This window comes from Chryseobacterium sp. Leaf405 (assembly GCF_001425355.1).
Classification (GTDB): domain Bacteria; phylum Bacteroidota; class Bacteroidia; order Flavobacteriales; family Weeksellaceae; genus Chryseobacterium.
Genome location: NZ_LMQN01000015.1, coordinates 117,406 through 143,549 on the forward strand (window position 1 = coordinate 117,406; position 26,144 = coordinate 143,549).

At 36.0% G+C, this 26,144-nt stretch carries 17 protein-coding genes and 4 tRNA genes; 18 read left to right on the forward strand and 3 right to left on the reverse strand.

The window, feature by feature from the left end:
- Nucleotides 1-14 precede the first annotated feature (14 nt).
- The 8 genes from ASG22_RS10345 (at nucleotide 15) to ASG22_RS10380 (ending at nucleotide 8,765) form a co-directional block, all read left to right on the forward strand.
- A tRNA-Tyr gene (locus ASG22_RS10345) sits at nucleotides 15-95 on the forward strand.
- Nucleotides 96-155: 60 nt separating this feature from the next.
- Nucleotides 156-228: transfer RNA gene (locus tag ASG22_RS10350), tRNA-Gly, on the forward strand.
- A 43-nt stretch (nucleotides 229-271) separates the two neighbouring features.
- A tRNA-Thr gene (locus ASG22_RS10355) sits at nucleotides 272-343 on the forward strand.
- A 421-nt stretch (nucleotides 344-764) separates the two neighbouring features.
- Nucleotides 765-1,445: a response regulator transcription factor gene (locus tag ASG22_RS10360; RefSeq protein WP_055983794.1), complete on the forward strand. Its 681-nt coding sequence runs from the start codon at nucleotides 765-767 to the stop codon at nucleotides 1,443-1,445.
- Nucleotides 1,446-2,810, forward strand: coding sequence for an ATP-binding protein (locus ASG22_RS10365; protein WP_055983797.1), 1,365 nt, complete (start codon nucleotides 1,446-1,448; stop codon nucleotides 2,808-2,810). It abuts the gene before it with no gap.
- Nucleotides 2,811-3,043: 233 nt separating this feature from the next.
- Entirely contained in the window at nucleotides 3,044-4,300 is a 1,257-nt protein-coding gene (locus tag ASG22_RS10370) for a TolC family protein (protein WP_238586897.1), read from the forward strand.
- Between the two features lie 3 nt (nucleotides 4,301-4,303).
- Nucleotides 4,304-5,389 carry an efflux RND transporter periplasmic adaptor subunit gene (locus ASG22_RS10375; protein ID WP_055983800.1) on the forward strand — a complete coding sequence of 362 codons (1,086 nt, stop codon included), beginning with the start codon at nucleotides 4,304-4,306 and terminating at the stop codon, nucleotides 5,387-5,389.
- Between the two features lie 277 nt (nucleotides 5,390-5,666).
- Nucleotides 5,667-8,765: an efflux RND transporter permease subunit gene (locus tag ASG22_RS10380; protein ID WP_055983803.1), complete on the forward strand. Its 3,099-nt coding sequence runs from the start codon at nucleotides 5,667-5,669 to the stop codon at nucleotides 8,763-8,765.
- Between the two features lie 74 nt (nucleotides 8,766-8,839).
- On the opposite strand, the gene ASG22_RS10385 is transcribed toward ASG22_RS10380, so the two are convergent.
- Nucleotides 8,840-10,330 (reverse strand): DUF4394 domain-containing protein, encoded by a 1,491-nt coding sequence (locus ASG22_RS10385; RefSeq protein ID WP_055983807.1) that lies wholly within the window; start codon nucleotides 10,328-10,330, stop codon nucleotides 8,840-8,842.
- Between the two features lie 328 nt (nucleotides 10,331-10,658).
- Between ASG22_RS10385 and tuf the strand changes: the two genes are divergently transcribed.
- The 4 genes from tuf (at nucleotide 10,659) to nusG (ending at nucleotide 12,776) form a co-directional block, all read left to right on the forward strand.
- Complete coding sequence (gene tuf / locus ASG22_RS10390; RefSeq protein ID WP_055983809.1) at nucleotides 10,659-11,870, forward strand: elongation factor Tu; 1,212 nt, start codon at nucleotides 10,659-10,661, stop codon at nucleotides 11,868-11,870.
- Between the two features lie 52 nt (nucleotides 11,871-11,922).
- Nucleotides 11,923-11,993: transfer RNA gene (locus ASG22_RS10395), tRNA-Trp, on the forward strand.
- A 12-nt stretch (nucleotides 11,994-12,005) separates the two neighbouring features.
- Nucleotides 12,006-12,212, forward strand: a complete 207-nt coding sequence (gene secE / locus ASG22_RS10400) for a preprotein translocase subunit SecE (protein WP_055986752.1) — start codon at nucleotides 12,006-12,008, stop codon at nucleotides 12,210-12,212.
- Nucleotides 12,213-12,233: 21 nt separating this feature from the next.
- Nucleotides 12,234-12,776, forward strand: a complete 543-nt coding sequence (gene nusG, locus ASG22_RS10405) for a transcription termination/antitermination protein NusG (RefSeq protein WP_055983811.1) — start codon at nucleotides 12,234-12,236, stop codon at nucleotides 12,774-12,776.
- A 48-nt stretch (nucleotides 12,777-12,824) separates the two neighbouring features.
- On the opposite strand, the gene ASG22_RS10410 is transcribed toward nusG, so the two are convergent.
- Nucleotides 12,825-13,901 carry a GNAT family N-acetyltransferase gene (locus ASG22_RS10410; protein WP_055983814.1) on the reverse strand — a complete coding sequence of 359 codons (1,077 nt, stop codon included), beginning with the start codon at nucleotides 13,899-13,901 and terminating at the stop codon, nucleotides 12,825-12,827.
- Nucleotides 13,898-14,890, reverse strand: coding sequence for a polysaccharide deacetylase family protein (locus ASG22_RS10415; protein WP_055983818.1), 993 nt, complete (start codon nucleotides 14,888-14,890; stop codon nucleotides 13,898-13,900). The genes ASG22_RS10410 and ASG22_RS10415 overlap by 4 nt, the downstream gene beginning before the upstream one ends.
- Before the next feature lie 316 nt (nucleotides 14,891-15,206).
- On the opposite strand from ASG22_RS10415, the gene rplK reads away from it, so the two are divergent.
- The 6 genes from rplK (at nucleotide 15,207) to rpoC (ending at nucleotide 26,066) form a co-directional block, all read left to right on the forward strand.
- Nucleotides 15,207-15,653 (forward strand): 50S ribosomal protein L11, encoded by a 447-nt coding sequence (gene rplK, locus ASG22_RS10425; RefSeq protein WP_034679146.1) that lies wholly within the window; start codon nucleotides 15,207-15,209, stop codon nucleotides 15,651-15,653.
- A gap of 11 nt (nucleotides 15,654-15,664) precedes the next feature.
- Nucleotides 15,665-16,357, forward strand: a complete 693-nt coding sequence (rplA, locus tag ASG22_RS10430; RefSeq protein ID WP_055983824.1) for a 50S ribosomal protein L1 — start codon at nucleotides 15,665-15,667, stop codon at nucleotides 16,355-16,357.
- Nucleotides 16,358-16,374: 17 nt separating this feature from the next.
- Nucleotides 16,375-16,968 (forward strand): 50S ribosomal protein L10, encoded by a 594-nt coding sequence (gene rplJ / locus ASG22_RS10435; RefSeq protein WP_055983827.1) that lies wholly within the window; start codon nucleotides 16,375-16,377, stop codon nucleotides 16,966-16,968.
- Nucleotides 16,969-17,014: 46 nt separating this feature from the next.
- Complete coding sequence (gene rplL / locus ASG22_RS10440; RefSeq protein WP_055983830.1) at nucleotides 17,015-17,383, forward strand: 50S ribosomal protein L7/L12; 369 nt, start codon at nucleotides 17,015-17,017, stop codon at nucleotides 17,381-17,383.
- Nucleotides 17,384-17,877: 494 nt separating this feature from the next.
- Nucleotides 17,878-21,699, forward strand: a complete 3,822-nt coding sequence (rpoB, locus tag ASG22_RS10445) for a DNA-directed RNA polymerase subunit beta (RefSeq protein WP_055983833.1) — start codon at nucleotides 17,878-17,880, stop codon at nucleotides 21,697-21,699.
- A 101-nt stretch (nucleotides 21,700-21,800) separates the two neighbouring features.
- Nucleotides 21,801-26,066, forward strand: a complete 4,266-nt coding sequence (gene rpoC, locus ASG22_RS10450; RefSeq protein WP_055983836.1) for a DNA-directed RNA polymerase subunit beta' — start codon at nucleotides 21,801-21,803, stop codon at nucleotides 26,064-26,066.
- Nucleotides 26,067-26,144 lie beyond the last annotated feature (78 nt).

Sequence of the window (26,144 nt, forward strand, 5' to 3'; positions counted from 1 at the left end):
AATATAAAATATCTGGGGAGATTCCAGAGTGGCTAAATGGGACTGACTGTAACTCAGTTGCTTCGGCTTCGTAGGTTCGAATCCTGCTCTCCCCACATTTTATATTAAAAAAAAGTGTTGCGAGTTTTAAGATCAATGATTTTGGAAACAAAATTGCGGAAGTAGCTCAGTTGGTAGAGCGTCAGCCTTCCAAGCTGAATGTCGCGAGTTCGACCCTCGTCTTCCGCTCAACAAAAATCACACTATATTTAGCGTGATTTTTTTGTTTAAGGCCGACTTAGCTCAGCGGTAGAGTGCTTCCTTGGTAAGGAAGAGGTCACGGGTTCAAGTCCCGTAGTTGGCTCTCAATTCAATCCCGATTTCTTCGGGATTTTTTTTTGCTTTAATTTTTGAGTGTAATATTGCTTAGGTTTCACTCAGAAATTACGAATGTTAATTTTTGTTTCCACTTATTTATTAAACAATGACCCATCCCAAAACTTTGGGGTGAGAAAGTTGAAAAATTTAACAGAAACCTTTGTGACGTTATTTAAGTGACACAGCTTTGTGAAATTAAAATTAGTATTCAAAAAACTAAGTGGACTTTGTATTCAAGTTTAATATCTTTGAAAGAAAAGTTAAATATATCAAAATCAAAAAATCCTAAAATGGATAAATAAATTCAAGCCTTTCAACCTTAAAATTCAATTAAAACTATTTCCTACTCGTTTGAATTCCTTTCTTCTCATAAAAAATTTAGTTACATTCGTATAAAATAATTTTCGATGAACATCCTTTTATTGGAAGACGATCTAATTCTTTCTGCAGAACTTTGTAAGTTTTTAGAATCAAACAATTTTATCTGTGACAAAATCTACGACGGAGAAACTTTTCTTCGCCAGATTAAGAACAATACTTACGATTTTTATTTGCTTGATATTAATGTTCCGAAAATTAACGGGCTTGATGTTTGCCAGACCATACGTTCTTTCGATAAAAATACACCGATCATTATCATTTCGGCTTATGGAGATCTTTCTGATAAAAAAGATGCCTTTACGAGATTGGCAGATGATTATTTGGTGAAACCGTTTCAGTTTGAAGAATTGTTATTAAGAATGAATTCTTTGTTGAGAAGAAAAACGCCGTCTGATAATGTAGATCAGGATATCATAAGAATTGATGATTTAATTATCAATAAAACCGAACAAAAAGTCTTTCGTGCCGGAAATGAGATTGCCCTTACGTTGAAAGAATTTCAATTATTGGCTTATTTGGCAGAAGCGCAGGGAAGAACCGTTTCGAAACAGCAGATCACAGAAAACGTCTGGGAACACAATTTTAATACCAACACGAATACCGTAGAAGTTTATATCAATTTTTTAAGAAAGAAGATTGATAAAGATTTTAAAGTTAAACTTATCCACACACGTTCTGGGTTTGGATATTATTTAAGTCCGTTGTAAATGTCTTTAAAAAGGAAGATAGCGCTTAACCTCAGTATTGCCTTTTCATTACTTTTCGGTATTGTATTGGCGGTTATTTATATGTCGTTTAATGATTTCCGAAGAGAAGAATTCAAGGAAAGATTCAGGCAGAGGTTAGATTTTACTTCACATTTTATTGCTAAATCTAAAGATTTTGAAGAAGAAGCACCGGTTTTTTTCAATGAAAACTCAGATAATATTCTTTTAAACGAAACCATTTTAATTTTCAACAGTCAAAAAGAACTTATTTACAGTACGATTAAAGACCGAAATGTAACCTGGGACAATGCTTTACTGAAAGAACTTGACGAAAAGAAAACTATTTACTCAGAAAAAACGGTTCCTGAAATTTACGCAGCGCTTAAAACAATCAACGGGGAAAATTACTATATTCTCACCAGCGCTTTCGATACCAATGGGAATTCAAAGCTGGCGTATCTTAAATATCTTTTGATAACAGCGTATGTCATGAGTACGCTTATCATAGGATTTTTTAGTTATTATTTTATGGGGCAGTTTTTAAAACCTCTAGAAGATCTTAATCAGGAGATTTCGGAAGTTACGGCGCATAAACTAACCACACAAATTCCCGTAAGAGATTCTAATGACGAGATTGATGTTCTGGCTAAATCTTTCAACACGATGATTGCAAGATTGGACGATGTTTTTCAATCACAGAGAGATTTTACGGCAAGTGCTTCCCACGAAATCAGAACTCCGATTACCAGAATGGCTTTCCAGCTGGAAAATTTAATTAAACTTGAGCAGCATACTCCGGAAACTTTAACATCATTAAAACAGATTCAGAGAGATGTGTATCAGTTGTCTGATTTGACGAATTCATTATTGCTTTTGACGAAATTTGATAAAGAAAATATTCAGAGTATTTACGAAGAAGTAAGAATTGACGAAGTTATTTTTGAATCTTTCGAAGCGGTAGAAAAAAGCTATCCGAAACTTAAAATGGATTTTCTGATTTCCGAAGATACTTCCGAAGATGCCTTGTTGACGATAAAAGGTATTCAGTCATTATTGGATATTGTTTTCATTAATTTATTTAAAAACGCTGCAGTTTACTCCGACGACGTAGAAGTTGATGTTTTAATTACCGAAACTAAAGATCATCTTATTGTCGATGTAATTTCTCGTGGAGACACCATTCCGCAACAGGAACAGGCAAAATTATTTGAAGCTTTTATGAGAGGAAATAATTCCCAAAACATTTCCGGTTCCGGTCTTGGTTTAAGAATTGTAAAAAGAATTCTTGAATATCATGGGGCAAAAATTATCTATACCTCTCCCGCAGATTTGTTGAATAAATTCAGTGTGATTTTTAATAAATAAAATTCTTTTTCAATATTAATTATGGACAGGTATTTATTACTGTAAATTTTATTCTGAATAAAAAACAGTCGAAAGATCTGTAACTATATTAATAATACTCTATCATATATTTAGGTTGAATTTCAATCTATATTTCTTTAAATCAGTATTTTAGAAGTTATTTCTAACCAATTTTAATTTTTTTTTAAGGATTCTTTAAGACCATTTTAATAGCAGAAGGGCATTTTTGTTTCATGAAAATTGAGAAAATAAACAAAATTGCAGGGCTGTTTGTTGTCTTTTCCTCGCTGATGACGGCACAACAGCAGATGTCACCTTTGGATTGTGAAGAAGCTTTTCAGAAGAACAATCTCCAGCTGCTCGCCGAACAGTACAACATTAATATGGCGGATGCAGACATTTTGCAGTCCAAAATCTGGGAACTTCCACAGTTGAGCGGTTATGTAAATGCTTACAATCCTGAAGGAAGAAAAGCATTTGACGTCGGTCAGGCAAAAGGAGCAGAAATTTCCCAACTCATCTACATGGGTGGTAAAAAGAAAAACGAAATTGCATTCGCAAAATCTAATAAAGAGCTGGCTCAGCTTCAGTTTTCTCAACTTTTGGTTGATCTGAGATCTCAGCTTCGAAGCAATTATTTCAATCTTTACTATGAGAAATTAAAACTGGAGAATACGAAAAAGCAACTGGATTATATGAACGACCTTTTGGCAGCATATAAAATTCAGTCTGCAAAAGGAAATGTGTCGCTGAAAGATGAAGTACGACTTCAGAGCATCGTGATTCAGTTAAATAATGATAAAATAGTAATCAATAAAAATATTCTTGAATTCGAACAAAACTTACAAGTCTTAACAGGAATTACGGAAGAACTGGAACCGCAGCTTTCCGAATCTGAGGCGAAAGATATTTTAGCGTCTCAACCTTTCGGTGATGCTTTAGAATTGCAGAAAAAGGCCTTGGAAAATAATGCAGATTATCAATATAATTTAAAATTGATTGATAACAGCAAGTTGTACGCACAATGGCAAAAATCAATGAATGTTCCGGATCTGAATGTCGGTGCACAGTGGGATCAAAACAGCGGAACTTTTAAAAATGAAGTCAATCTGATGGTTGGAATTCCTTTGCCTTTGTGGAAATCGAATAAAGGAAATGTTGAAAGAGCCAATTTTGCGATTAAACAAAATCAAAAGAATGCAGAATTCCAAAGATTGAATCTTGAAACTAAAGTTCAGTCTGCTTATAAAACCTGGAAAGTACAATATGATCAGCTACAGGAGATCAAAACGACCGATCTCGATAATATGGAATTAGTCTACAACGGAATGCTGAAAAATTTCAGAAAAGGAAATATCAGTCTTATTGAATTTGTCGATTTCATGGACAGCTACAGAGAAACTGCTCTTCAGATCTACGATATGAAAAACGAGATCATACAGTCGGCAGAACAATTGAATCAACTCCTACAAACAAAAATCTTCTATTAAACAATGAAAAAATATATAATCCCGGTAATGATCACTTTGTCAGTTTTATCTTGCTCAAAGAAAGAGGAAGAGGCAAAGCCACAGGCGAAAAAAGGTTTTGAACTGAGCAATACAATGCTTCAGTCTATTTCTTTAGCGAAAGTTGAAAAAAAATATATAGAAGACAATTATAATTTTTACGGAAAAATATCGGCTGATAAAAACAGTTATATTGATGTTTATCCGCTGGTTGGAGGAAATGTTTTAAGTGTAAATGTGGAGCTGGGAGATCATGTGAAGAAAGGGCAGGTTTTGGCGACTATCAGAAGTACGGAATTGGCAGAAGTTCAGAAAGATGTAAGCGATGCGAGAACAGATTTGGTCGTTGCTCAGAATAATCTGCGTGTTGCAAAAGAAATGTATGAAGGAAAACTGAATACCGAAAGGGATGTGCTGGAAGCTAAAAGCCAGGTTCAGAAAGCGCAGGACCAAATGCAGAGAGCAGGTGCGGTAAGTACGGTTTATAGTGTGAAGAAAGGGAATATTTACAGTGTGGTAGCTCCGATCAGCGGATACATCGTTCAGAAAAATATCAATAAAGACATGCAGCTGAGAAGTGACAGAAGCGAAAATATTTTCGATGTTGCCAATACAACGAATGTTTGGGCAATTATGAATGTGAATGAATCTGATATTGATAAAATAAGTCTTGGAATGAAAGCTCAGGTTTCCACATTATCTTATCCTGACAAAGTTTTTGACGGAAAAATTGACAAAATCTTTAAAATTATCGATCCTGAAACCAATGCCATGCAGGCAAGAGTTGTTTTGGATAATGCCAACGGATTACTGATTCCTGAAAGTAAAGCAACCATAAAAGTGACAAGCTCAGAAAGCAAAATGGCACTCACAGTTCCGTCGAAAGCCGTAATTTTTGATAATAACCGAAGTTTTGTAGTGATCTATAAATCGAGAACCGATATCAAAGTGAAAGAAGTAAAAGTGTTGAAACAGGTGGGAGAAACGACCTATATTTCTGAAGGTTTGTCTGAAGAAGAGGAGGTAATCACAAATAATCAATTGTTGATTTATCGCTCTTTGAATAGTTAATCTTTTATTTAAACCATTAAGATTTTAAGTAGAAGTTAAGTTGAATTAAGGAAAAATCTGAAGATATTTTTAAACATTCAGTCTTATACAATTCATTTACGAATTCCTTAAATATTCTTAATGGTTCAAAATTGATATTTAAATAAATTTTTCAGCGCCTTTGCTGAGTGAAACGCGTTTGCGAACGAAAATATGCAGAAAGATAGTTAAGTAAATCTTTGCAAGCTTTGCGTTAAAACAAATTCAACGACTTTTTTAGGTCATCAAAAAATCTATAATGAATAAATTCATAAAAAATATAATTGCTTTTTCGTTAAAAAATAAGGCATTTACCTTTATTTGGGTAGCTATTTTGGCGGTCGCAGGATTTATAAGTTTCAAAAATATGCCTATTGAAGCTTTTCCTGACGTTACCAATACCCAAATTGTTATCATTACCCAATGGAACGGGCGAAGTGCAGAAGAAGTAGAACGTTTTGTCACGACGCCCATCGAGTTGGCAATGAGTCCGGTTCAGAAGAAAACCAGTGTTAGAAGTACCACGATGTTTGGACTTTCCATTGTGAAAATTCTTTTTGACGATGGGGTGGATGATATGTTTGCCAGAAATCAGGTCAATAACCAATTAAGAACCGTCAGCCTTCCTGATGAGGTAGACCCCGAAGTTCAGCCACCCTACGGACCAACCGGAGAGATTTTCAGATACACGCTGGAAAGTAAAACCAAAGATTCCCGTGAATTATTAACTCTGCAAAACTGGGTAATCGACAGAGCATTGAGAGGTGTTCCTGGTGTTGCAGACATCAATGTTTTCGGTGGTCAGGATAAAATTTTTGAATTAAGTATTGATCCAAGAGCTTTAGATAAATATAATTTAACGCCATCCCAAGTGTATGATGCCGTTACGAAAAGCAACTTAAATGTAGGTGGTGATGTTATTGAAAAAAACGGACAAGCTTACGTTGTAAGAGGTATTGGTCTGGTAAAATCTATTGAAGATATTGGAAATATTACCATTGAAAATGATAAAGGAAATCCTGTTCTGGTAAAAAATGTTGCCGATGTTCATGAAGGTTCTTTGCCGAGAGTAGGGCAGGCGGGATTGAACAATCAGGAAGATACGGTTGAGGGAATCGTCGTCATGAGAAAAGGCGAGAATCCCCGTGAAGTTCTGGTTGGTGTAAAAGCTAAAATTAAAGAGCTTAACGAAAAAATTCTTCCGAAAGACGTAAAAATGGTAACGTTCTACGACCGTGATAATCTGATGGACTTCACCACAGAGACCGTAATGCACAATTTATTGGAAGGAATTGTTCTAGTAACGGTAATTGTTTTGATTTTCATGGCGGATTGGAGAACGACTTTAATTGTTTCCATTATTATTCCTCTATCCTTATTATTTGCCTTCTTATGTTTAAAAATGGCAGGAATGAGTGCTAATTTATTATCATTAGGAGCCGTTGACTTTGGAATTATTATCGATGGAGCTGTCGTCATGGTCGAGGGACTCTTCGTAATGCTCGATCATAAAGCACTCAAATACGGACAGAAAAAGTTCAACAAAATGGCAAAAGCCGGCTGGATCAAGCAAACCGGAACGGGCTTAGGAAAGGCGATTTTCTTTTCAAAATTAATCATCATTACTTCATTAATTCCTATTTTCTCATTTCAGAAAGTTGAGGGGAAAATGTTCTCACCTTTAGCGTTTACTTTAGGTTTTGCTTTAATTGGTGCTTTAATTTTTACATTGACGTTGGTTCCGGTTCTTTCTCATATTCTTTTAAATAAAAATGTAAAAGAAAAGAATAATCCGTTTGTGAATTTCTGGGACAGAATTGTGTTGAAAGGTTTCAATTTTACTTTTAAACATAAAAAAATGAGTTTAATTGTTTCTATCGCTTTCTTGGCGGTGACATTATTTTCAGGAAAATTTTTAGGAACAGAATTTTTACCACAGTTAAATGAGGGTTCATTATGGATCACCGCAGAAATGCCGATGAGTTCATCATTAAAAGAATCATTAAAAACTGCCGATCTTCTGAAAAAAGATATTATGAGCTTCCCGGAAGTGACGGATGTTCTGGCGCAAACCGGGAGAAGTAATGACGGAACCGACCCGAACGGATTCGGATTTGTACAGTTTGCCGTAAATCTTCAGCCTAAAGATGAGTGGAAACGTAAGATCAGTTATGAAGAACTGATTGAAGGGATCGATAAAAAATTAAGAACATATCAGGGAATTACATTTAATTATTCTCAACCGATTTCCGACAACGTTGCCGAGGCTGTAGCAGGTTTTAAAGCTGAAAACGGAATTAAAATTTATGGAGATAATTTACAAACCCTAGATAAATTAGCCGATCAGGTTTTAAAAGAAATCAAAGATGTAGATGGGGTGAAAGATCCCGGAATTATTAAAAATATCGGTCAGCCTGAAGTAAGTGTAGTTCTCGACAGAGATAAAATGGCGGCGTATGGTGTAATGCCCGATGATGCTCAGTCTGTTCTTGAAATGGCTTTTGGTGGGAAAACAGCTTCAGAAATGTTTGATGGTGAAAGAAAATTTCCGATCAGATTAAGATATTCTCAGGACTACAGAAAAGATGAAAATGATATTGCTTCTCTGATGGTTCCGACGCAGGATGGTGCTAAAATTCCGTTAAAAGAAATCAGTACCATCGAGAAAGATAACGGGGCAGCTTTTATTTACAGAGATGATATTAAAAGATATATTGGTGTGAAATTCTCGATTCGTGACCGTGATTTGGGAGGAACAATTGCCGATGCACAGAAAAAAGTGGCAAAAATTGATATTCCAGACGGATATTCTATCGGATGGACAGGTCAGTTTGAAAACCAGCAGCGAGCGTCTAAAAGATTGACACAGGTCGTTCCGATCAGTATTTTAGGGATTTTCTTCCTGTTATTTATTCTTTTTGGAAACATTAAAGATTCACTTTTGGTTTTGGCGAATGTACCTTTTGCTTTAATTGGTGGAATTATTGCTTTGCACGTTACCCACATGAATTTTGGAATTTCCGCAGGGGTAGGAATGATTGCATTGCTCGGAATTTGTATTCAAAATGGAGTGATTCTCATCACAGAATTCCATCAGAATGTTAAAAACGGACTAAGCTTGGATGAGTCTATTTTTAATGGAGTGAAATCCAGAACACGACCGGTAATCATGACGGCTTTAATGGCGTCCATCGGATTGTTGCCTGCGGCACTTTCAACCGGAATCGGTTCGGAATCGCAGAAACCTTTAGCAATTGTTATTATTGGAGGGTTAATGACAGCAACTGTTTTAACATTATTGATATTCCCAATTATATTCTGGATTTTCAACAGGACGAAAAAATCTCAGCAGATTTAATTACTCTATTAACAGAAGCGCGGAAAACAAAGTTTTCCGCGCTTCTTACGTACTGAAATAAAATTATGAGTCTTTTAAAATCCTAATCCTACCGCAAAAGCTTTTACCGTATTCGGGAAATCCGAAACTGAAGTAGCAGCTCCTGTTGAAGTATTAACGGTATAAATTTTTGTTGATGAACCCACAGAAGCCATTAAATACGCTTTCTGGCTCATTGCTCCTATGTCAAAGCCATTAGCATTCGTAATATTGATTCCTAAAGAACCAACTTCTACTAAAGTTCCGTTGTTTGGTGGGGTTTGATTATATAATTTGTCAATATTATGATCGATTACAAATAATGTCGTTGAGGTTGTCCCTGCAAAATTATTGGTATAAGCTGCCGCACTTACCATGGCTCCTGCAAGACTGATTGATGTGTCTGCTGCGGTAAGTCCTCCTGTCACGGGATCTAAACGGAGATTTTGTCCTGTATTGCTTACCACTCTTATTTTATCGACCATCGGATTAAAATCAAATCCGAAATCGGTTCCGGCAAGTAAAGTCGTAAAAGGTGATGTTCCAACCGCAGTTGCGGCGCCTGTTCCCAAATTAATTGTATAAATTCTGCTAGAGCTTCCCAAGGCATATAATTGCCCATTCAGAGGACGGAAGTCAATTCCTAAAATATTTTCTCCGCTTTGTAATCCTGCTACTGTTTTTGAAACAGGCATTGGGCTGTTTGGATTAAATATTTGAAGATTATTTGAATTATCAATAGCATAAGCAACTGTTTCCGTAGGAATGGCAAGATCAATAATTGCCTGTTGAAGAGATCCGATATTGGTTGCTTTTCCATTAGTAAGATCTACCAAATGCAGTTTATCATTTAATGCAAGTAGAGCAGCGCTGTTATCCGATTTAATATCAAAAGCAGCCTGACCGTTAAATGTGGCTCCGAGATTTCCTACTTCTACCAATGTTCCGTTGTTGGGAGGATCTTGTTTAAATAATTTACCTGAATTTGCATCAATATCATATAGAATCGTAGAAGCAGCTCCGGCTTTACTATTGGTATAAGCCACTCCGTTAATAGAGGCTCCGGTAACATTTATGTCTGTTGCTGCCGTCGCTCCTGTTTCAGGATGTAAACGTAAGTTTTGCCCTGTATTACTAACCAGACGGATTCTGTCAACAGTCGGATTAAAATCTATGGAAGCAATTGTTCCTGAAATAGCGGGGGTAAATGCTGTAGAACTTACCACTCTTGCAGATGAATTAGAAGTATTGATAATATACAGTTTGCTGGCATTCGATACTCCGTATAGTTCACCAGTGGCGGGTCTGAAATCAATACTTAATAATTTTTCACCCGATGGAATTCCGGTAACGGCTGTTTTGGAAGCAAAATTTTTAGGATTATTGGAGTTGAAAGAAACAAGCTCATTGCTTCCCGTAATTCCAAATACCAACATATCAGGTCCCTGAATGTTATTCTCGTTCATCATCATGCCCTCAGAATCGTCACACGAAAAAATGCTCGTAGCAATAAACAGGGCTGAACAGAAATGTAATAGTTTTCTCATAATATTATTTTAATGGTTCAATATTATCTACGAGGAAATAGTAATTATGGATTTTAGGATATTTTTTTATTTGAATTAAAATTAATTTCATTGGCTATTATATTCAGAATTAATCAGATAGTTTATAATTTTGGCAAAACATTTTATTCTGATTTTTTCAATCGGGAAATTTGTGTTAAATTTGCACTTCGATACATGAAAATGTACGGTTTGTAATTCTTTGGGATTTAAATATTAATTTTTTTTATAAAAAGATTTTTGGTATTTAAAAATTCATTATATTTGCACACCGAAAATTTGAATAAACAATAAATAAATAATTTAAATCATGGCAAAGGAAACGTTTAATCGTAACAAACCACACTTGAACATTGGTACTATTGGTCACGTTGACCATGGTAAAACTACGCTTACAGCTGCTATTTCTGCTGTATTAGCTAGCAAAGGTCTTGCTGAGAAAAAAGACTTCTCTGCAATTGACTCTGCTCCAGAAGAAAAAGAAAGAGGTATTACTATCAATACTGCTCACATCGAATACGAAACTGAAAAAAGACACTATGCTCACGTTGACTGTCCAGGTCACGCGGATTACGTAAAGAACATGGTAACTGGTGCTGCTCAGATGGACGGTGCTATCGTTGTATGTGCTGCTACAGACGGACCAATGCCTCAAACTAGAGAGCACATCCTTCTTTGTCGTCAGGTAAACGTACCTAGAATCGTTGTTTTCATGAACAAAGTTGACATGGTAGATGATGCTGAATTGTTAGAGCTAGTTGAAATGGAATTAAGAGACTTATTGTCTACTTACGAATTCGACGGAGATAACTCTCCAGTAATTCAAGGTTCTGCATTAGGTGCTCTTACTGCTGCTACAGCTGCTACAGTTGATACTGAAGATAAATGGTTCAAATCTGTTGAAGAATTGATGGATGCTGTTGATACTTGGATCGAGCAACCACCAAGAGATACTGATAAGCCATTCTTGATGCCAATCGAAGACGTATTCTCTATTACAGGTAGAGGTACTGTTGCAACTGGTAGAATCGAAGCTGGTATTATCAATACAGGAGATCCTGTAGATATAATCGGTATGGGTGAAGAAAAATTAACTTCTACTATTACAGGAGTTGAGATGTTCAGAAAAATCCTTGATAGAGGTGAAGCTGGTGATAACGTAGGTCTATTGTTGAGAGGTATTGAAAAAACTGACATCAAGAGAGGTATGGTAATCGCTAAGAAAGACTCTGTGAAACCTCACAAGAAATTCAAAGCTTCTGTTTATATCCTTTCTAAAGAAGAAGGTGGACGTCACACTCCATTCCACAACAAATACCGTCCTCAGTTCTATGTAAGAACTACTGACGTTACAGGTGAGATCTTCTTACCAGAAGGTGTAGAAATGGTAATGCCTGGTGATAACTTAGAGATCACTGTAGAATTGTTACAACCAATCGCTCTTAACGTAGGTCTTAGATTTGCGATCAGAGAAGGAGGTAGAACAGTTGGTTCAGGTCAGGTTACTGAAATCTTAGACTAATCATCTTAATATAATTAAAGTTCCGTAAGGAAGCTTACGGAACTTTTAATCTACGGGCATCGTCCAATGGTAGGATACCGGTCTCCAACACCGTTGATCAGGGTTCGAATCCTTGTGCCCGTGCAAAATACAATTATGAGTTCATTAATCGATTTTTTAAAAGGTTCTTATAACGAATTCAGACATAAAGTTGAATGGCCAAAATGGTCTGACTTGCAGTCTTCTACAATCGTAGTGACTATTGCAACAGTAATCTTGGCATTATTTACCTTTGGAGTTGATGAATTGTTTTCTAAAGCAATCAGTAACATCATAGGAATGCTTATCAACATGTTCAATTAATTATAAAAGTGTTTTCCCATAATGAGCGAATTGAAATGGTATGTGCTGAAAGCAATCAGCGGACAGGAAAATAAAGTGAAAAACTATATTGAGACAGAAATCAAACGTTTAGGGTTTGAGCAGTACGTTACTCAAGTGGTTATTCCTATGGAAAAGGTTATTCAAATTAGAAACGGAAAAAAAGTTCCTAAAGAAAGACCTTACTATCCTGGATACTTAATGATTGAAGCTGAACTGATGGGGGAAATTCCTCACGTTGTAAAGAACATTCCCGGAGTTATTTCTTTTTTAAGTTTAACAAAAGGAGGGGATCCTGTTCCTATGAGAAAATCTGAAGTTAACAGAATGTTGGGAAGAATGGATGAGTTGTCGGAATTCGCAAGCGATATGGAAATTCCATATATAGTTGGTGAAAACGTTAAAGTAATTGACGGACCGTTCAACGGATTCAACGGAACAGTTGAAAAAATCTTGGAAGATAAAAAGAAAATTGAAGTTTCTGTTCTTATCTTCGGTAGAAAAACTCCAATGGAGCTTAGCTATGTACAGGTAGAAAAAGTGTAATACTTTTATCATAAAAATTAAAAGCGTTCTAAATTTAGAACGTTTTTTTTATGTAAATATAGCATCCCCGTCTCCGGCAGAAATATCAAAAATAAAGTTTTCTCCTAATGTTTTCTGCAGATTTTTGTGCATTAAAAACTTTCTCTGCCTATCTTTTTTTAAAAGTATCTTTTTTCTGTCAAGTTGTTCATTAATCTTTTGATCAAAGCTGATTAAATTCGAAATATTGTTTTGCTTAGTATATTGATGTAATACTTTTGAGGTTGTGATTGGATCATTTTTTCCAAAAACGAAGTGTAGCTTGGCATTATTATCACGGATAGAAAGTAACAAGACGGTGTTAAGATTGTCTCCTTTATAAATTTTTATAAATATATATTCAAATCTCTTTTCATATGCCGAAAATTGATAATTAATTTTAATATTGTCAGTTAAAATCCAAGGATTATTGACTATCCATTCAATTTCTTTCCTATTTCTGTTGAAGCAGTTTCCACTTTTGTTTTTATCTATAAACGATGCTGTTTCATGATCCAATCGGTATGTGATCTTAAAGCTTTCCTTATTTGTAGCAGAAGTTTTGTTGATTAATTTTATAAATGAATTCAAAGTAGAATCGAATGCTTTTAAACACAATTTGTACTTAGACCACGTTTGATTTTTTGACGGAAGTATCTTCTGTAAATTAGACAGATAATGATATGATCTTCCATATAATGTTTTTTGATACACGAAAAGCTGGCTTTTTACATACATATTTTCTGCTTCAGGAGTAAATTCTGTGATCATTATATTTCCATTATATTCGTCACACGCTTTCGACAAAAGTTTTTGAGCTATTTTCTTTCCTCTGAAGTCTGGATGTACAAAAAGGGTACTCAGCCAACCGAGATGTATATTTTGATTTCCACGAATAATATTATCAGGCAGCACACCAATATAGCCCGCTAAATTATCATCTTCAAAAGCTAATATAAGCAAAGAATCACTGTCAGTTGCATTTGAATTTTTAATATGTGAAATGGCACGATGTTTTGTGATAGGGTAGAAAGGTAAGTCGTTAAAAGCTGTAGAATTTATAAGTTCTTCTAACTGCTGCTTATTATATGTTTTTAATGAAATCATAGTCTTATTATCTTATTTTTATTGAATATTTTCTTTAAATAAAAATAATTGGTTTCAAAATTTATTTCTTTTTCGGCACTGATGCCATTTTCCATAGGGATTCGCTGTAGATTTCGCTCACAACTGTCAAGTTTTATACCTGCTGTGCCAAAGGTTAGTTTTAAATTTTTATTATTTGCGAAAATTTCTTCGAAGAATTTCTGTTTGATTCCAAAATCTGTAAAAGGAAACGCAAAAGATTCATCTGAAAATCCGTTTTCTTTGATATACTTGAATGATTTTTGAATGTTATTGGATTGTTCTTCTAAAGTAAGCTCGGTGAAATTTGGATGATCCCAACTATGCGATGCAATTCCAAAACCTTTTTGTTGTACAATCTTCAAGTCATTTTTATCAAGATAGATTTTATTGTTTCTTATATAATCGCCAAAATCGAGATTCATTAATTTACCTAATTCTATTATTCTGTGGTTACTTTTATAGGTAAGTGATATTATTTTTGAAATCAATTCTGATTTTGAGTTTGTCTTTACTTCAAACAAATCCATTGCCTGTTTAGGAATAATAGATTTTTCATCATTAATTTTTTCAACCAATAAACTGATTTTTGATCTGAACATCATATCAGAATTATCAACAAATGCCGGATTAATAAAGTTAATGGCATAAATTCCTTTTCTTAACAAGATCGGCATCACTTCATCTTTAAACTGAATCAATCCATCATCAAACGTTAATAATGCCAGAGTTTTTTTCTTAGGTTTATTGTAATTGTCTTTAAAAAAATCCCAATCTGCAAAATCGAAATTTCTCGAAATGTAATCAAGATCACTTTCAAAGTCTTTTGTGTTCTTGTAATTTATTATGTTTTTGATATGCGGTAAATCCTGATCAGATACACAATGATATACAGGAACTAAGTAAGGAAGTGGAAATTCTCCATAAGCCTTAAATAAAGGATCAATTTTTTTTAAAAGTGATTTTGACATTTTTTTGATAAAGCAAAAGTAAATTTATGAATTTAATTATTAACATTAGAATATATAAAGAAATTTGGCTGTGCAACATTAAATTTATTAAAATTTTTAATACCCGTCGAAAAATGTTTGTTAATCGAAATCTTAGCGGAAAACTTGTAATAAATTTTTATATTTTGCGAGGTATTAATGAATTATTATTTGCTATTTCAAAAATATTTCATAATTTTGCAGTCCGAAAAGTAGGCTTACTTTATGTGAGTGCGGTAACCTGCTGAATAATAAATGCTTCCAAACTCATTAATTATTCAAATTTAAAAAACAAAAAATGGCTAAAAAAGTCTTTAAAATGGTAAAACTTCAGGTGAAAGGTGGCGCTGCCAACCCTTCTCCACCAGTAGGTCCAGCATTGGGTTCTGCAGGTGTGAACATCATGGAGTTTTGTAAGCAATTTAACGGGAGAACCCAAGATAAGCCAGGACAAGTTTTACCTGTAGTAATTACAGTATACGAAGACAAATCTTTTGAATTCGTAATTAAAACTCCTCCTGCAGCGATCCAGTTAATGGATGCAGCTAAAATCAAAGGTGGTTCCGGAGAACCAAACAGAAACAAAGTAGGTGCTGTATCTTGGGCTCAGGTTCAGAAGATCGCTGAAGACAAGATGACTGACCTTAACTGCTTTACAATGGATTCTGCTGTTTCTATGGTTGCAGGTACTGCAAGATCTATGGGATTAAGAGTAACAGGAACTAAACCAACTTTTAACGCTTAATACTTAGAAAAATGGCAAAATTGACTAAAAAGCAAAAGGAAGCTGCTAGCAAAGTAGAAAAAGGAAGAATCTATAACCTTGAAGAAGGTTCAGCTCTTGTAAAAGAAGTGAACACTGCAAAGTTTGATGCTTCTGTAGATATCGCTGTTAGATTGGGTGTAGATCCAAGAAAAGCAAACCAAATGGTAAGAGGTGTTGTATCTCTTCCTCACGGAACTGGTAAAGATGTTAAAGTTTTGGCTTTAGTAACTCCTGATAAAGAAGCTGAAGCTAAAGAAGCTGGTGCTGATTATGTAGGTCTTGACGAATATTTACAAAAAATCAAAGAAGGTTGGACAGATGTTGACGTTATCGTTACAATGCCGGCTGTGATGGGTAAATTAGGACCATTGGGTAGAGTATTAGGACCAAGAGGTTTGATGCCTAACCCTAAATCAGGTACTGTAACTATGGAAATTGGTAAAGCAGTAACTGAAGTAAAAGCGGGTAAAATCGACTTTAAAGTAGACAAATACGGTATTATCCACGCTGGTATTGGTAAAGTATCTTTCGATGCTGCTAAAATCAAGGAAAATGCTCAGGAATTGATTTCTACTTTGATCAAAATGAAACCAACTGCTGCTAAAGGTACTTATGTGAAGTCTATTTATTTATCTTCTACAATGAGTCCTGGTATTGCAATCGATACTAAAGCTGTTAACTAATACTAAATCCTAAGACAATGACAAAAGACCAAAAAGTTGTAGCGATACAAGAGATCAAAGACTTGCTTCAGGATGCTAAAGTAGTATATGTTGCAGATCTTGATGGTTTGAACGCTGGTAAATCTTCTGAATTCAGAAGACAGGCTTTCAAACAAAATATCAAAGTAAAAGTGGTGAAAAATACACTTTTGCAAAAAGCAATGGAGCAAATTGAAGGAGTAGATTACTCTGAAATGTTCCAGACTTTCAAAGGAAACTCTGCATTAATGGTTGCTGAAACGGCTAACGCTCCGGCAAAATTAATCAAAGATTTCAGAAAGAAAGACGAAAAGCCTGCTTTAAAATCAGCTTTCGTACAAGAAACGTTCTATGTTGGTGATAACAACCTTGATGCTTTAGTAAGCATTAAGTCTAGAGAAGAAATGATCGGTGAAATCATCGGATTACTTCAGTCTCCAATCCAAAGAGTTGTTTCTGCTCTTCAAAATAAATCTGAAGCTGCAGATAGCACTGAAGAAGTTGCTGCTCCTGCTGTTGAAGAAACTCCTGCTGAGGCTGCTCCAGAAGCTCCTGCTGCAGAAAGCACTGACGAAACGCCAGCTGCTGAATAATTAGACTCAAAAAATAAATAAATAATCAACAAAAAACATTACAACAATGTCAGATTTAAAAAATTTAGCTGAAACGCTAGTAAACTTAACAGTAAAAGACGTAAACGAATTAGCAACTATCCTTAAAGACGAGTATGGAATCGAGCCTGCTGCTGCTGCAGTAGTAATGGCTGGTCCTGGTGCTGGTGAAGCTGCTGAAGAAAAGACTGAATTCGACGTAATTCTTAAGTCTGCAGGTGCTTCTAAATTAGCTATCGTTAAATTGGTAAAAGATTTAACTGGTGCTGGTCTTAAAGAAGCTAAAGATATCGTAGACGGAGCTCCTTCAGCTATCAAAGAAGGTATCTCTAAAGACGAAGCTGAAGCTCTTAAGAAGCAATTAGAAGAAGCTGGTGCTGAAGTAGAATTGAAATAATTCTAGGTCTACCCTAAAAATATGAAGCCTGAACAAATTGTTCAGGCTTTTTTGTGCAATAATAATATTTATGAATTTTATTTTATTGAATTTAAATGTAAAGAAATCAAAAAAGTGATGAGAAATATTTGTTATGCGAAATTCTTGTAAATATGAATAGATTTTTGTAAATTTGCATTCTCTTTTGGCGCAAAAAATTGTTTATAAATATATAAAATACTGTAGATCAACTCTTTCAATGAAATGAAAGGGCTTTTGCATATATAGATATAGCGGCGAATATGCCTCAAAAGTAATAAAAATATTTTGCATTACACTGTGAAAAGATATACCAGTGTTGCAATTAGGAATAAGATTCTGAGAATCAAGATAAAAAAATAAAAGCAATTTCTAATAGCGCCAATATTACAAGTCTTTTATCATTTATTTCTCATTCTTTTTCTGATATTTTTTGTAATTAATCAAAATATTTTTTAACCTTTCTTAAAAGTTTTATGAGTAAAACAACACCTACAACTAGGGGAAATCAGAGAATTAACTTCTCTTCAGCGAAAGGAAAAATCATCACTCCTGACTTCCTGGATATCCAGATTGAGTCTTTCAGTGAGTTTTTTCAGCTTGATACGCTTCCTGAAGACAGAACTGACGAAGGTTTGTACAGAACCTTCCAGGAAAATTTCCCGATTACCGATTCTAGAAACCAATTCGTTTTGGAGTTCATAGATTATTTGGTCGATTCTCCACGTTATTCAATCGATGAGTGTGTGGAAAGAGGATTGACGTATTCAGTACCTCTTAAAGCAAGACTTAAATTGTATTGTACAGACCCTGAGCACGAGGATTTCCAAACTGTGGTTCAGGATGTATATTTAGGCCCGGTTCCTTACATGACGCCTAGCGGATCTTTCATCATCAATGGTGCAGAGAGAGTTATCGTTACGCAGTTACACCGTTCACCTGGTGTATTCTTCGGACAGACTTACCACGCAAACGGAACTAAATTGTACTATTCAAGAATTATCCCTTTTAAAGGATCTTGGATGGAATTTACTACGGATATCAACAGCGTAATGTATGCGTATATTGACCGTAAGAAAAAGTTACCATTAACTACTTTATTAAGAGCTATCGGTTTTGAATCTGATAAGGATATCCTTCAGATCTTCGACCTTGCTGAGGAAGTGAAAGTTTCCAAAGCTGCCCTTAAAAAAGTAGAAGGAAGAACATTGGCTGCGAGAGTATTGAACACTTGGTTCGAGGATTTCGTAGACGAAGATACAGGTGAAGTAGTTTCTATCGAAAGAAACGAAATCATCTTAGATAGAGAAACTATTCTTGAAAAAGAACATTTAGATCTTATTCTTGATGCAGGTGTGAAATCTATTTTGATTCACAAAGAAAATGCAAATGAATTCTCTATTATCCAGAATACATTACAAAAAGACCCTACTAACTCTGAGAAAGAAGCGGTAGAGTATATTTACCGTCAGTTAAGAAATGCAGATCCACCAGATGAGGAAACTGCAAGAGGAATTATCGAAAAATTATTCTTCTCTGAGCAAAGATATTCATTGGGAGAAGTGGGACGTTACAGACTAAACAAAAAGTTAGGTCTAAACATTCCTACGGGTACTGAGGTTCTTACGAAAGAAGATATCATTGCGATTGTAAGACACTTGATCGAGTTGGTAAACTCTAAAGCAGAGGTTGATGATATCGATCACTTATCAAACAGAAGAATTAAAACTGTTGGTGAGCAATTGGCAGGACAGTTCGGTGTAGGTCTTTCGAGAATTGCAAGAACAATCAAGGAAAGAATGAACGTTAGAGATAACGAAATCTTTACTCCTCTTGATCTTGTTAATGCTAAAACGTTGACATCTGTAATTAACTCATTCTTTGGTACCAACCAGCTTTCTCAGTTTATGGACCAAACCAACCCGCTATCAGAAATCACGCACAAGCGTAGACTTTCTGCACTAGGGCCTGGTGGTTTATCAAGAGAAAGAGCAGGTTTCGAGGTTCGTGACGTTCACCATACTCACTACGGAAGAATTTGTCCGATTGAAACTCCGGAAGGACCAAACATCGGTTTGATTTCATCTTTAGGTATTTATGCCAAAATCAACAGACTTGGTTTCATCGAAACTCCATATAGAAAAGTAGAAGGTGGTAAGATTGATCTTGCTGCTGATCCTATTTATTTAAATGCGGAAGACGAAGAAGACAAAGTAATTGCTCAGGCAAACGTTGAATTGAGTGATAACGGTGATTTCTTAACAGACAGAATTATTGCAAGATTGGATGGTGATTATCCGGTAGTTGAACCAGCTCAGGTTAATCTTATCGACGTTGCACCAAACCAGATTTCCGGTATTTCAGCTTCATTGATTCCTTTCCTGGAACATGATGATGCGAACCGTGCATTGATGGGATCTAACATGATGCGTCAGGCAGTTCCTTTGTTGAAGCCACAAGCTCCAATTGTAGGTACAGGTCTGGAACAGCAGGTTGCAAGAGATTCAAGAATCTTAATTAACGCTGAAGGTACGGGTACTGTAGAGTACGTAGATGCTGACAAAATCGTTATTAAATATGAAAGAAGTGAAGACGAAGATTTAGTACAATTCGAGTCTGCTACTAAAACATATAAATTAACTAAGTTCAGAAAAACCAACCAGAGTACAACAATTACCCTAAGACCAAACGTAAGAGTAGGTGATGTAGTGGAAAAAGGACAGGTACTTTGTGACGGTTATGCTACTGAAAAAGGAGAATTGGCTCTTGGTAGAAACTTAGTGGTTGCGTTTATGCCTTGGAAAGGATACAACTTCGAGGATGCAATCGTAATTAATGAAAAAGTTGTACGTGAAGACTGGTTTACTTCAATCCACGTAGATGAATACTCTCTTGAAGTTCGTGATACCAAACTAGGTATGGAAGAATTAACAGCAGATATTCCAAACGTTTCTGAAGAAGCTACCAAAGATCTTGACGAGAACGGTATGATCAGAATTGGTGCAGATGTGAAGCCTGGAGATATTATGATCGGTAAGATCACTCCAAAAGGTGAGTCTGACCCAACTCCGGAAGAAAAACTTTTGAGAGCAATCTTTGGTGACAAAGCTGGTGATGTAAAGGATGCTTCATTGAAAGCTGACTCTTCATTAAGAGGTGTTGTGATCAACAAAAAGTTATTCTCAAGAAATATCAAAGACAAAAAGAAAAGAACTGAAGAAAAACTTAAGCTTGAAGAGATTGAAAATACTTACAAAGCTAAGTTTGATGAGTTGAGAAATACTTTAATTGAAAAATTAAACATTCTTGTCAGCGGTAAAACTTCTCAGGGAGTTACCAACGATTTAGATGAAGAAATCATCAGCAAAGGGGTGAAATTCACTCACAAATTGTTGACTTCAGTTGAAGATTATGTAAACGTTAGCGGTTCAGACTGGACTGTTGATAACGATAAAAATGAACTGATCAAACAGTTAATTCACAACTACAAAATCAAATTCAACGATATTCAAGGAGTTAAAAACCGTGAGAAATTCGCAATTTCTATCGGAGATGAGCTTCCAGCAGGTATCATGAAGTTGGCTAAAGTATATATCGCTAAAAAACGTAAGCTGAATGTAGGGGATAAAATGGCAGGACGTCACGGTAACAAAGGTATCGTTTCAAGAATCGTTCGTGAAGAAGATATGCCATTCCTGGAAGACGGAACACCGGTAGATATCGTATTGAATCCACTTGGGGTACCTTCCCGTATGAACATCGGTCAGATCTATGAAACAGTTCTTGGATGGGCTGGTCAGAGATTAGGAATGACGTTCGCTACACCAATCTTTGATGGAGCTACGCTTGATCAGATTACAGAATATACTGAGAAAGCAGGAGTTCCTAAATTCGGTCACACTCACCTTTATGATGGCGGTACCGGAGAAAGATTTACTCAGGCTGCAACTGTTGGTATCATCTATATGTTGAAATTAGGACACATGGTTGATGACAAAATGCACGCACGTTCTATCGGACCTTACTCATTGATTACTCAGCAGCCGTTAGGAGGTAAAGCTCAGTTCGGAGGTCAGAGATTCGGAGAGATGGAGGTTTGGGCTCTTGAAGCATTCGGAGCATCGAATATCCTGAGAGAGATCCTTACTGTGAAGTCGGATGACGTGATTGGTAGAGCGAAAACTTATGAAGCAATTGCAAAAGGTGAATCTATGCCTGAACCAGGTATTCCAGAATCATTCAATGTATTACTTCACGAGCTACAAGGTCTTGGATTAGACGTAAGATTGGAGGAGTAAATTAAGATTTAATTATTTAAAAATTAAAGAATTAATTAACTCCGAGATATAAGAGAGAAAGTAACATTTCAATCTTTAATCTTTTAATCAAAAATAAAATTATGTCAAATAAAAATAAATCAAGTAGATTTAATAAAATAACCATCGGTTTAGCTTCTCCTGAGTCTATTTTACAGGACTCAAGAGGGGAGGTTCTTAAGCCGGAAACTATTAACTACAGAACGCACAAACCTGAGAGAGACGGGTTGTTCTGTGAAAAAATCTTCGGTCCTGTAAAAGATTACGAATGTGCTTGTGGTAAATACAAGAGAATTCGTTACAAAGGGATCGTTTGTGACCGTTGTGGAGTAGAGGTGACGGAGAAAAAAGTGCGTAGAGAAAGAATCGGACACATCGGTTTGGTTGTTCCTATTGCTCACATTTGGTATTTCCGTTCTTTACCAAACAAAATCGGTTACCTTTTAGGTATTCCTTCTAAGAAATTAGATATGATCATCTATTACGAGAGATATGTTGTTATTCAACAGGGTATCGCTAAGAAATTGGATGGCTCTGATTTTGATGATAAAGAATTCCTTACAGAAGAGGAATACCTTGATATTATGGAAACTCTTCCTGTAGAAAACCAGTATCTTGACGATTCTGATCCAAACAAATTCATTGCTAAAATGGGTGCTGAAGCTGTTGAGGAATTATTGAAAAGAATTGATCTTGATGCATTGTCTTTCGATTTGAGACATAAAGCTCACAACGAAGGTTCTAAGCAAAGAAGAACAGAAGCTCTGAAAAGATTGAACGTTGTAGAGGCATTGAGAGGTGCAAATACAAGAATGATCAACAGACCAGAGTGGATGATCATGCGTGTACTTCCTGTAATTCCACCAGAATTAAGACCATTAGTTCCATTGGATGGAGGACGTTTCGCTACTTCTGACTTAAATGACCTTTACAGAAGAGTTATTATCAGAAACAACCGTTTGAAGAGATTATTGGAGATCAAAGCTCCTGAAGTAATCTTAAGAAACGAGAAGCGTATGCTTCAGGAATCAGTAGATTCATTATTCGATAATACAAGAAAATCTTCAGCTGTAAAATCTGAATCAAACAGACCGTTGAAATCACTTTCAGATTCATTGAAAGGTAAGCAAGGTCGTTTCCGTCAGAACTTATTAGGAAAAAGGGTAGATTACTCGGCGCGTTCGGTAATTGTTGTAGGTCCAAACTTACAGCTTCACGAATGTGGTATTCCTAAAGATATGGCTGCTGAGCTTTACAAACCATTTATCATCAGAAAACTGATTGAAAGAGGAATTGTAAAAACAGTAAAATCTGCAAAGAGAATTATTGATAGAAAAGAACCGGTAGTTTATGATATCCTAGAAAACGTGATGAAAGGTCACCCTGTTCTTCTGAACAGAGCACCTACGCTTCACAGATTGGGTATTCAGGCTTTCCAACCTAAGATGATCGAAGGTAAGGCAATCCAACTACACCCATTGGTAACAACAGCCTTCAACGCCGATTTCGACGGTGACCAGATGGCGGTACACTTACCGTTAGGTCCGGAAGCGATCTTGGAAGCTCAGTTATTGATGTTAGGTTCTCAAAACATCTTGAACCCTGCAAACGGTTCTCCAATTACGGTACCTTCTCAGGACATGGTTCTTGGTCTTTATTTTATGACTAAAGAATTAAGCTCTACGGAAGACAAAAAAGTTTTGGGAGAAGGTCTTGCATTCTACTCTCCAGAAGAAGCGGAAATCGCTTATGCTGAAGGTAGAGTTTCATTGAATGCTAAGGTAAGATGTAGACTACCAGTTAAGGAAGAAGGTGTAATCACAACTAAATTGATTGAAACTTCTGTTGGTAGAATCTTATTCAACCAGATCGTTCCTAAACAGTCAGGGTATATTAATGAACTTCTTACTAAGAAATCATTAAGAAACGTTATCGGTAGAGTTTTAGCTGATACAGATTTCCCTACAACGGTGAAGTTCCTGGATGCAATGAAAGACTTAGGATATTCAAATGCATTCAAAGGAGGTCTTTCATTCTCATTAGGTGATATTGTTGTTCCTGTTGAGAAAAAGCAGATGATTGCTACTTCAATTGAAACTGTAGACGAAATTAGAGCTAACTATAACATGGGTCTAATTACCGATACAGAAAGATATAACCAGGTAATTGACGTTTGGACAAATACCAACGCCGGATTAACTGAAATGATCATGAGCAGAATGAAAACTGACCAAGGTGGGTTCAACTCTGTATACATGATGCTTGATTCTGGAGCAAGGGGTTCTAAGGAACAGATCCGTCAGTTATCAGGGATGAGAGGTTTGATGGCAAAACCGCAGAAAGCTGGGTCTACCGGTGCGGAAATTATCGAAAACCCGATCCTTGCAAACTTTAAAGAAGGTCTTTCTATCTTAGAATACTTTATCTCTACTCACGGTGCTCGTAAGGGTCTTGCGGATACCGCTCTTAAGACAGCCGATGCTGGTTACTTAACGAGAAGATTGGTAGACGTTGCACAGGATGTTATCGTTACAGAAGATGACTGTGGAACTTTAAGAGGTACAGAAGTTACTGCGCTTAAGAAAAATGATGAGATTGTTGAAAGAATCTCTGAAAGAATCTTAGGTAGAGTTTCTTTACATAATATTTACGATCCTGAAAGTGATGATGTTATCGCAGAAGCTGATCAGGTAATTACTGAGCAGTTAGCTAAGAGAATTGAAGAAGCAGGTTTAGAAGCTGTTGAAGTTCGTTCTCCATTAACTTGTGAAGCTAAGAAAGGTATCTGTGCTAAATGTTACGGTAGAAACTTGGCAACAGGTAAGATGATTCACATGGGTGAAGCTGTAGGGGTTATCGGAGCACAATCAATTGGTGAACCGGGAACTCAGTTAACATTGAGAACTTTCCACCAGGGTGGGGTTTCAACAAACGTATCAGAAAATCCATCTATCGTTGCAAGAAGAGACGGTATCGTAGAATTGGATGAAGTAAGAACAATTACTTCTGAAGACGAAAACGGTAACACTGCTGAAGTAGTAGTGTCTCGTACAACAGAATTCAGATTGGTTGCTGATAATGAAGCTAGAACTCCATTAATGGTTGCCAACGTACCTTACGGTGCTATATTAGCTGTAAAACCAGGTGATAAAGTGAGCAAAGGTGATCTTATCTGTAAGTGGGATGCATATAACGCAGTTATCATTGCAGAAACTTCAGGTAAGGTAGAATACGAAGATATTATCCAGGGTATTTCATTCCAATTGGAAATTGACGAAGCTACAGGATTCGAAGAGAAAGTAATCTCTGAATCTAGAAATAAGAAAGCCGTACCTACTTTGAAGGTGGTAGATTCTAAAGGTGTTGAACAGAAAGGTTACAACTTACCGGTAGGAGCCCACTTAATGGTAAACGATGGTGAAAAAATTAAAGCTGGTAAAGTTTTAATTAAAATCCCAAGAAAAGCTGCAAAGACAGGGGATATCACCGGAGGTCTTCCGAGAGTTACCGAATTATTCGAAGCAAGAAACCCTTCAAACCCGGCGGTTGTTACAGAAATCGATGGGGTAGTTTCTTATGGAAAAATTAAGAGAGGTAACCGTGAATTGATCGTTGAAGCTAAAACTGGTGAAAGAAAAATTTATTTAGTTAAATTATCAAACCAGATCTTAGTACAGGAGAATGACTTCGTGAGAGCTGGTTCGCCACTTTCTGATGGTTCAATCACTCCAGACGATATCTTAAGAATCAAAGGTCCAACTGCGGTTCAGGAATATTTAGTAAATGAAATTCAGGAAGTTTACCGTCTACAAGGGGTAAAAATCGATGATAAGCACTTCGAAATTATCGTAAGACAGATGATGACGAAAGTATCTATCGTTGATGGAGGTGATACTCAGTTCCTTGAAGGTGCTCTTGAGCACAAATATGACTTCTTGGAAGAGAACAACAGAGTTTTCGGACTTAAAGTAGTTGTAAATGCTGGAGATTCTAAGTCATTCCAACCGGGTCAGATGATTACTGCAAGAGAATTAAGAGACGAAAACTCTAAATTGAAGCGTGAAGATCAGGCTTTAGTTGAAGTAAGAGAAGCTTTACCTGCTACAGCAACACCTGTATTGCAAGGTATTACAAGAGCAGCTCTTCAGACTAAGTCATTTATGTCTGCAGCATCATTCCAGGAAACAACGAAGGTTCTTAACGAAGCGGCTGTTGCTGGTAAAATTGACTTCTTGAGCGGTCTTAAAGAAAATGTAATTGTAGGACACAGAATCCCTGCAGGTACAGGTCTTAAAGAATATCAAAACGTGATCGTAGGTTCTAAGAAAGAATTCGAGGATCTTAACTAAAATTAATGTTTCGGAAATTTGAGGTTTGGATTTATTTTTATATTTTCACAACCTCAAAATTTCGAATAAAAAAAATAT

What these genes read in the sequence shown, in the direction of transcription:
- rplA (WP_055983824.1), top strand. Translation starts at nt 15,665, where the DNA reads ATGGCAAAATTGACTAAAAAGCAAAAGGAAGCTGCTAGCAAAGTAGAA.
- rplK (WP_034679146.1), top strand. Translation starts at nt 15,207, where the DNA reads ATGGCTAAAAAAGTCTTTAAAATGGTAAAACTTCAGGTGAAAGGTGGC.
- ASG22_RS10365 (WP_055983797.1), top strand. Translation starts at nt 1,446, where the DNA reads ATGTCTTTAAAAAGGAAGATAGCGCTTAACCTCAGTATTGCCTTTTCA.
- ASG22_RS10410 (WP_055983814.1), bottom strand. Translation starts at nt 13,901, where the DNA reads ATGATTTCATTAAAAACATATAATAAGCAGCAGTTAGAAGAACTTATA.
- secE (WP_055986752.1), top strand. Translation starts at nt 12,006, where the DNA reads ATGAGTTCATTAATCGATTTTTTAAAAGGTTCTTATAACGAATTCAGA.
- rplJ (WP_055983827.1), top strand. Translation starts at nt 16,375, where the DNA reads ATGACAAAAGACCAAAAAGTTGTAGCGATACAAGAGATCAAAGACTTG.
- tuf (WP_055983809.1), top strand. Translation starts at nt 10,659, where the DNA reads ATGGCAAAGGAAACGTTTAATCGTAACAAACCACACTTGAACATTGGT.
- ASG22_RS10380 (WP_055983803.1), top strand. Translation starts at nt 5,667, where the DNA reads ATGAATAAATTCATAAAAAATATAATTGCTTTTTCGTTAAAAAATAAG.
- ASG22_RS10370 (WP_238586897.1), top strand. Translation starts at nt 3,044, where the DNA reads ATGAAAATTGAGAAAATAAACAAAATTGCAGGGCTGTTTGTTGTCTTT.
- ASG22_RS10375 (WP_055983800.1), top strand. Translation starts at nt 4,304, where the DNA reads ATGAAAAAATATATAATCCCGGTAATGATCACTTTGTCAGTTTTATCT.
- rpoC (WP_055983836.1), top strand. Translation starts at nt 21,801, where the DNA reads ATGTCAAATAAAAATAAATCAAGTAGATTTAATAAAATAACCATCGGT.
- rplL (WP_055983830.1), top strand. Translation starts at nt 17,015, where the DNA reads ATGTCAGATTTAAAAAATTTAGCTGAAACGCTAGTAAACTTAACAGTA.
- rpoB (WP_055983833.1), top strand. Translation starts at nt 17,878, where the DNA reads ATGAGTAAAACAACACCTACAACTAGGGGAAATCAGAGAATTAACTTC.
- nusG (WP_055983811.1), top strand. Translation starts at nt 12,234, where the DNA reads ATGAGCGAATTGAAATGGTATGTGCTGAAAGCAATCAGCGGACAGGAA.
- ASG22_RS10415 (WP_055983818.1), bottom strand. Translation starts at nt 14,890, where the DNA reads ATGTCAAAATCACTTTTAAAAAAAATTGATCCTTTATTTAAGGCTTAT.
- ASG22_RS10360 (WP_055983794.1), top strand. Translation starts at nt 765, where the DNA reads ATGAACATCCTTTTATTGGAAGACGATCTAATTCTTTCTGCAGAACTT.
- ASG22_RS10385 (WP_055983807.1), bottom strand. Translation starts at nt 10,330, where the DNA reads ATGAGAAAACTATTACATTTCTGTTCAGCCCTGTTTATTGCTACGAGC.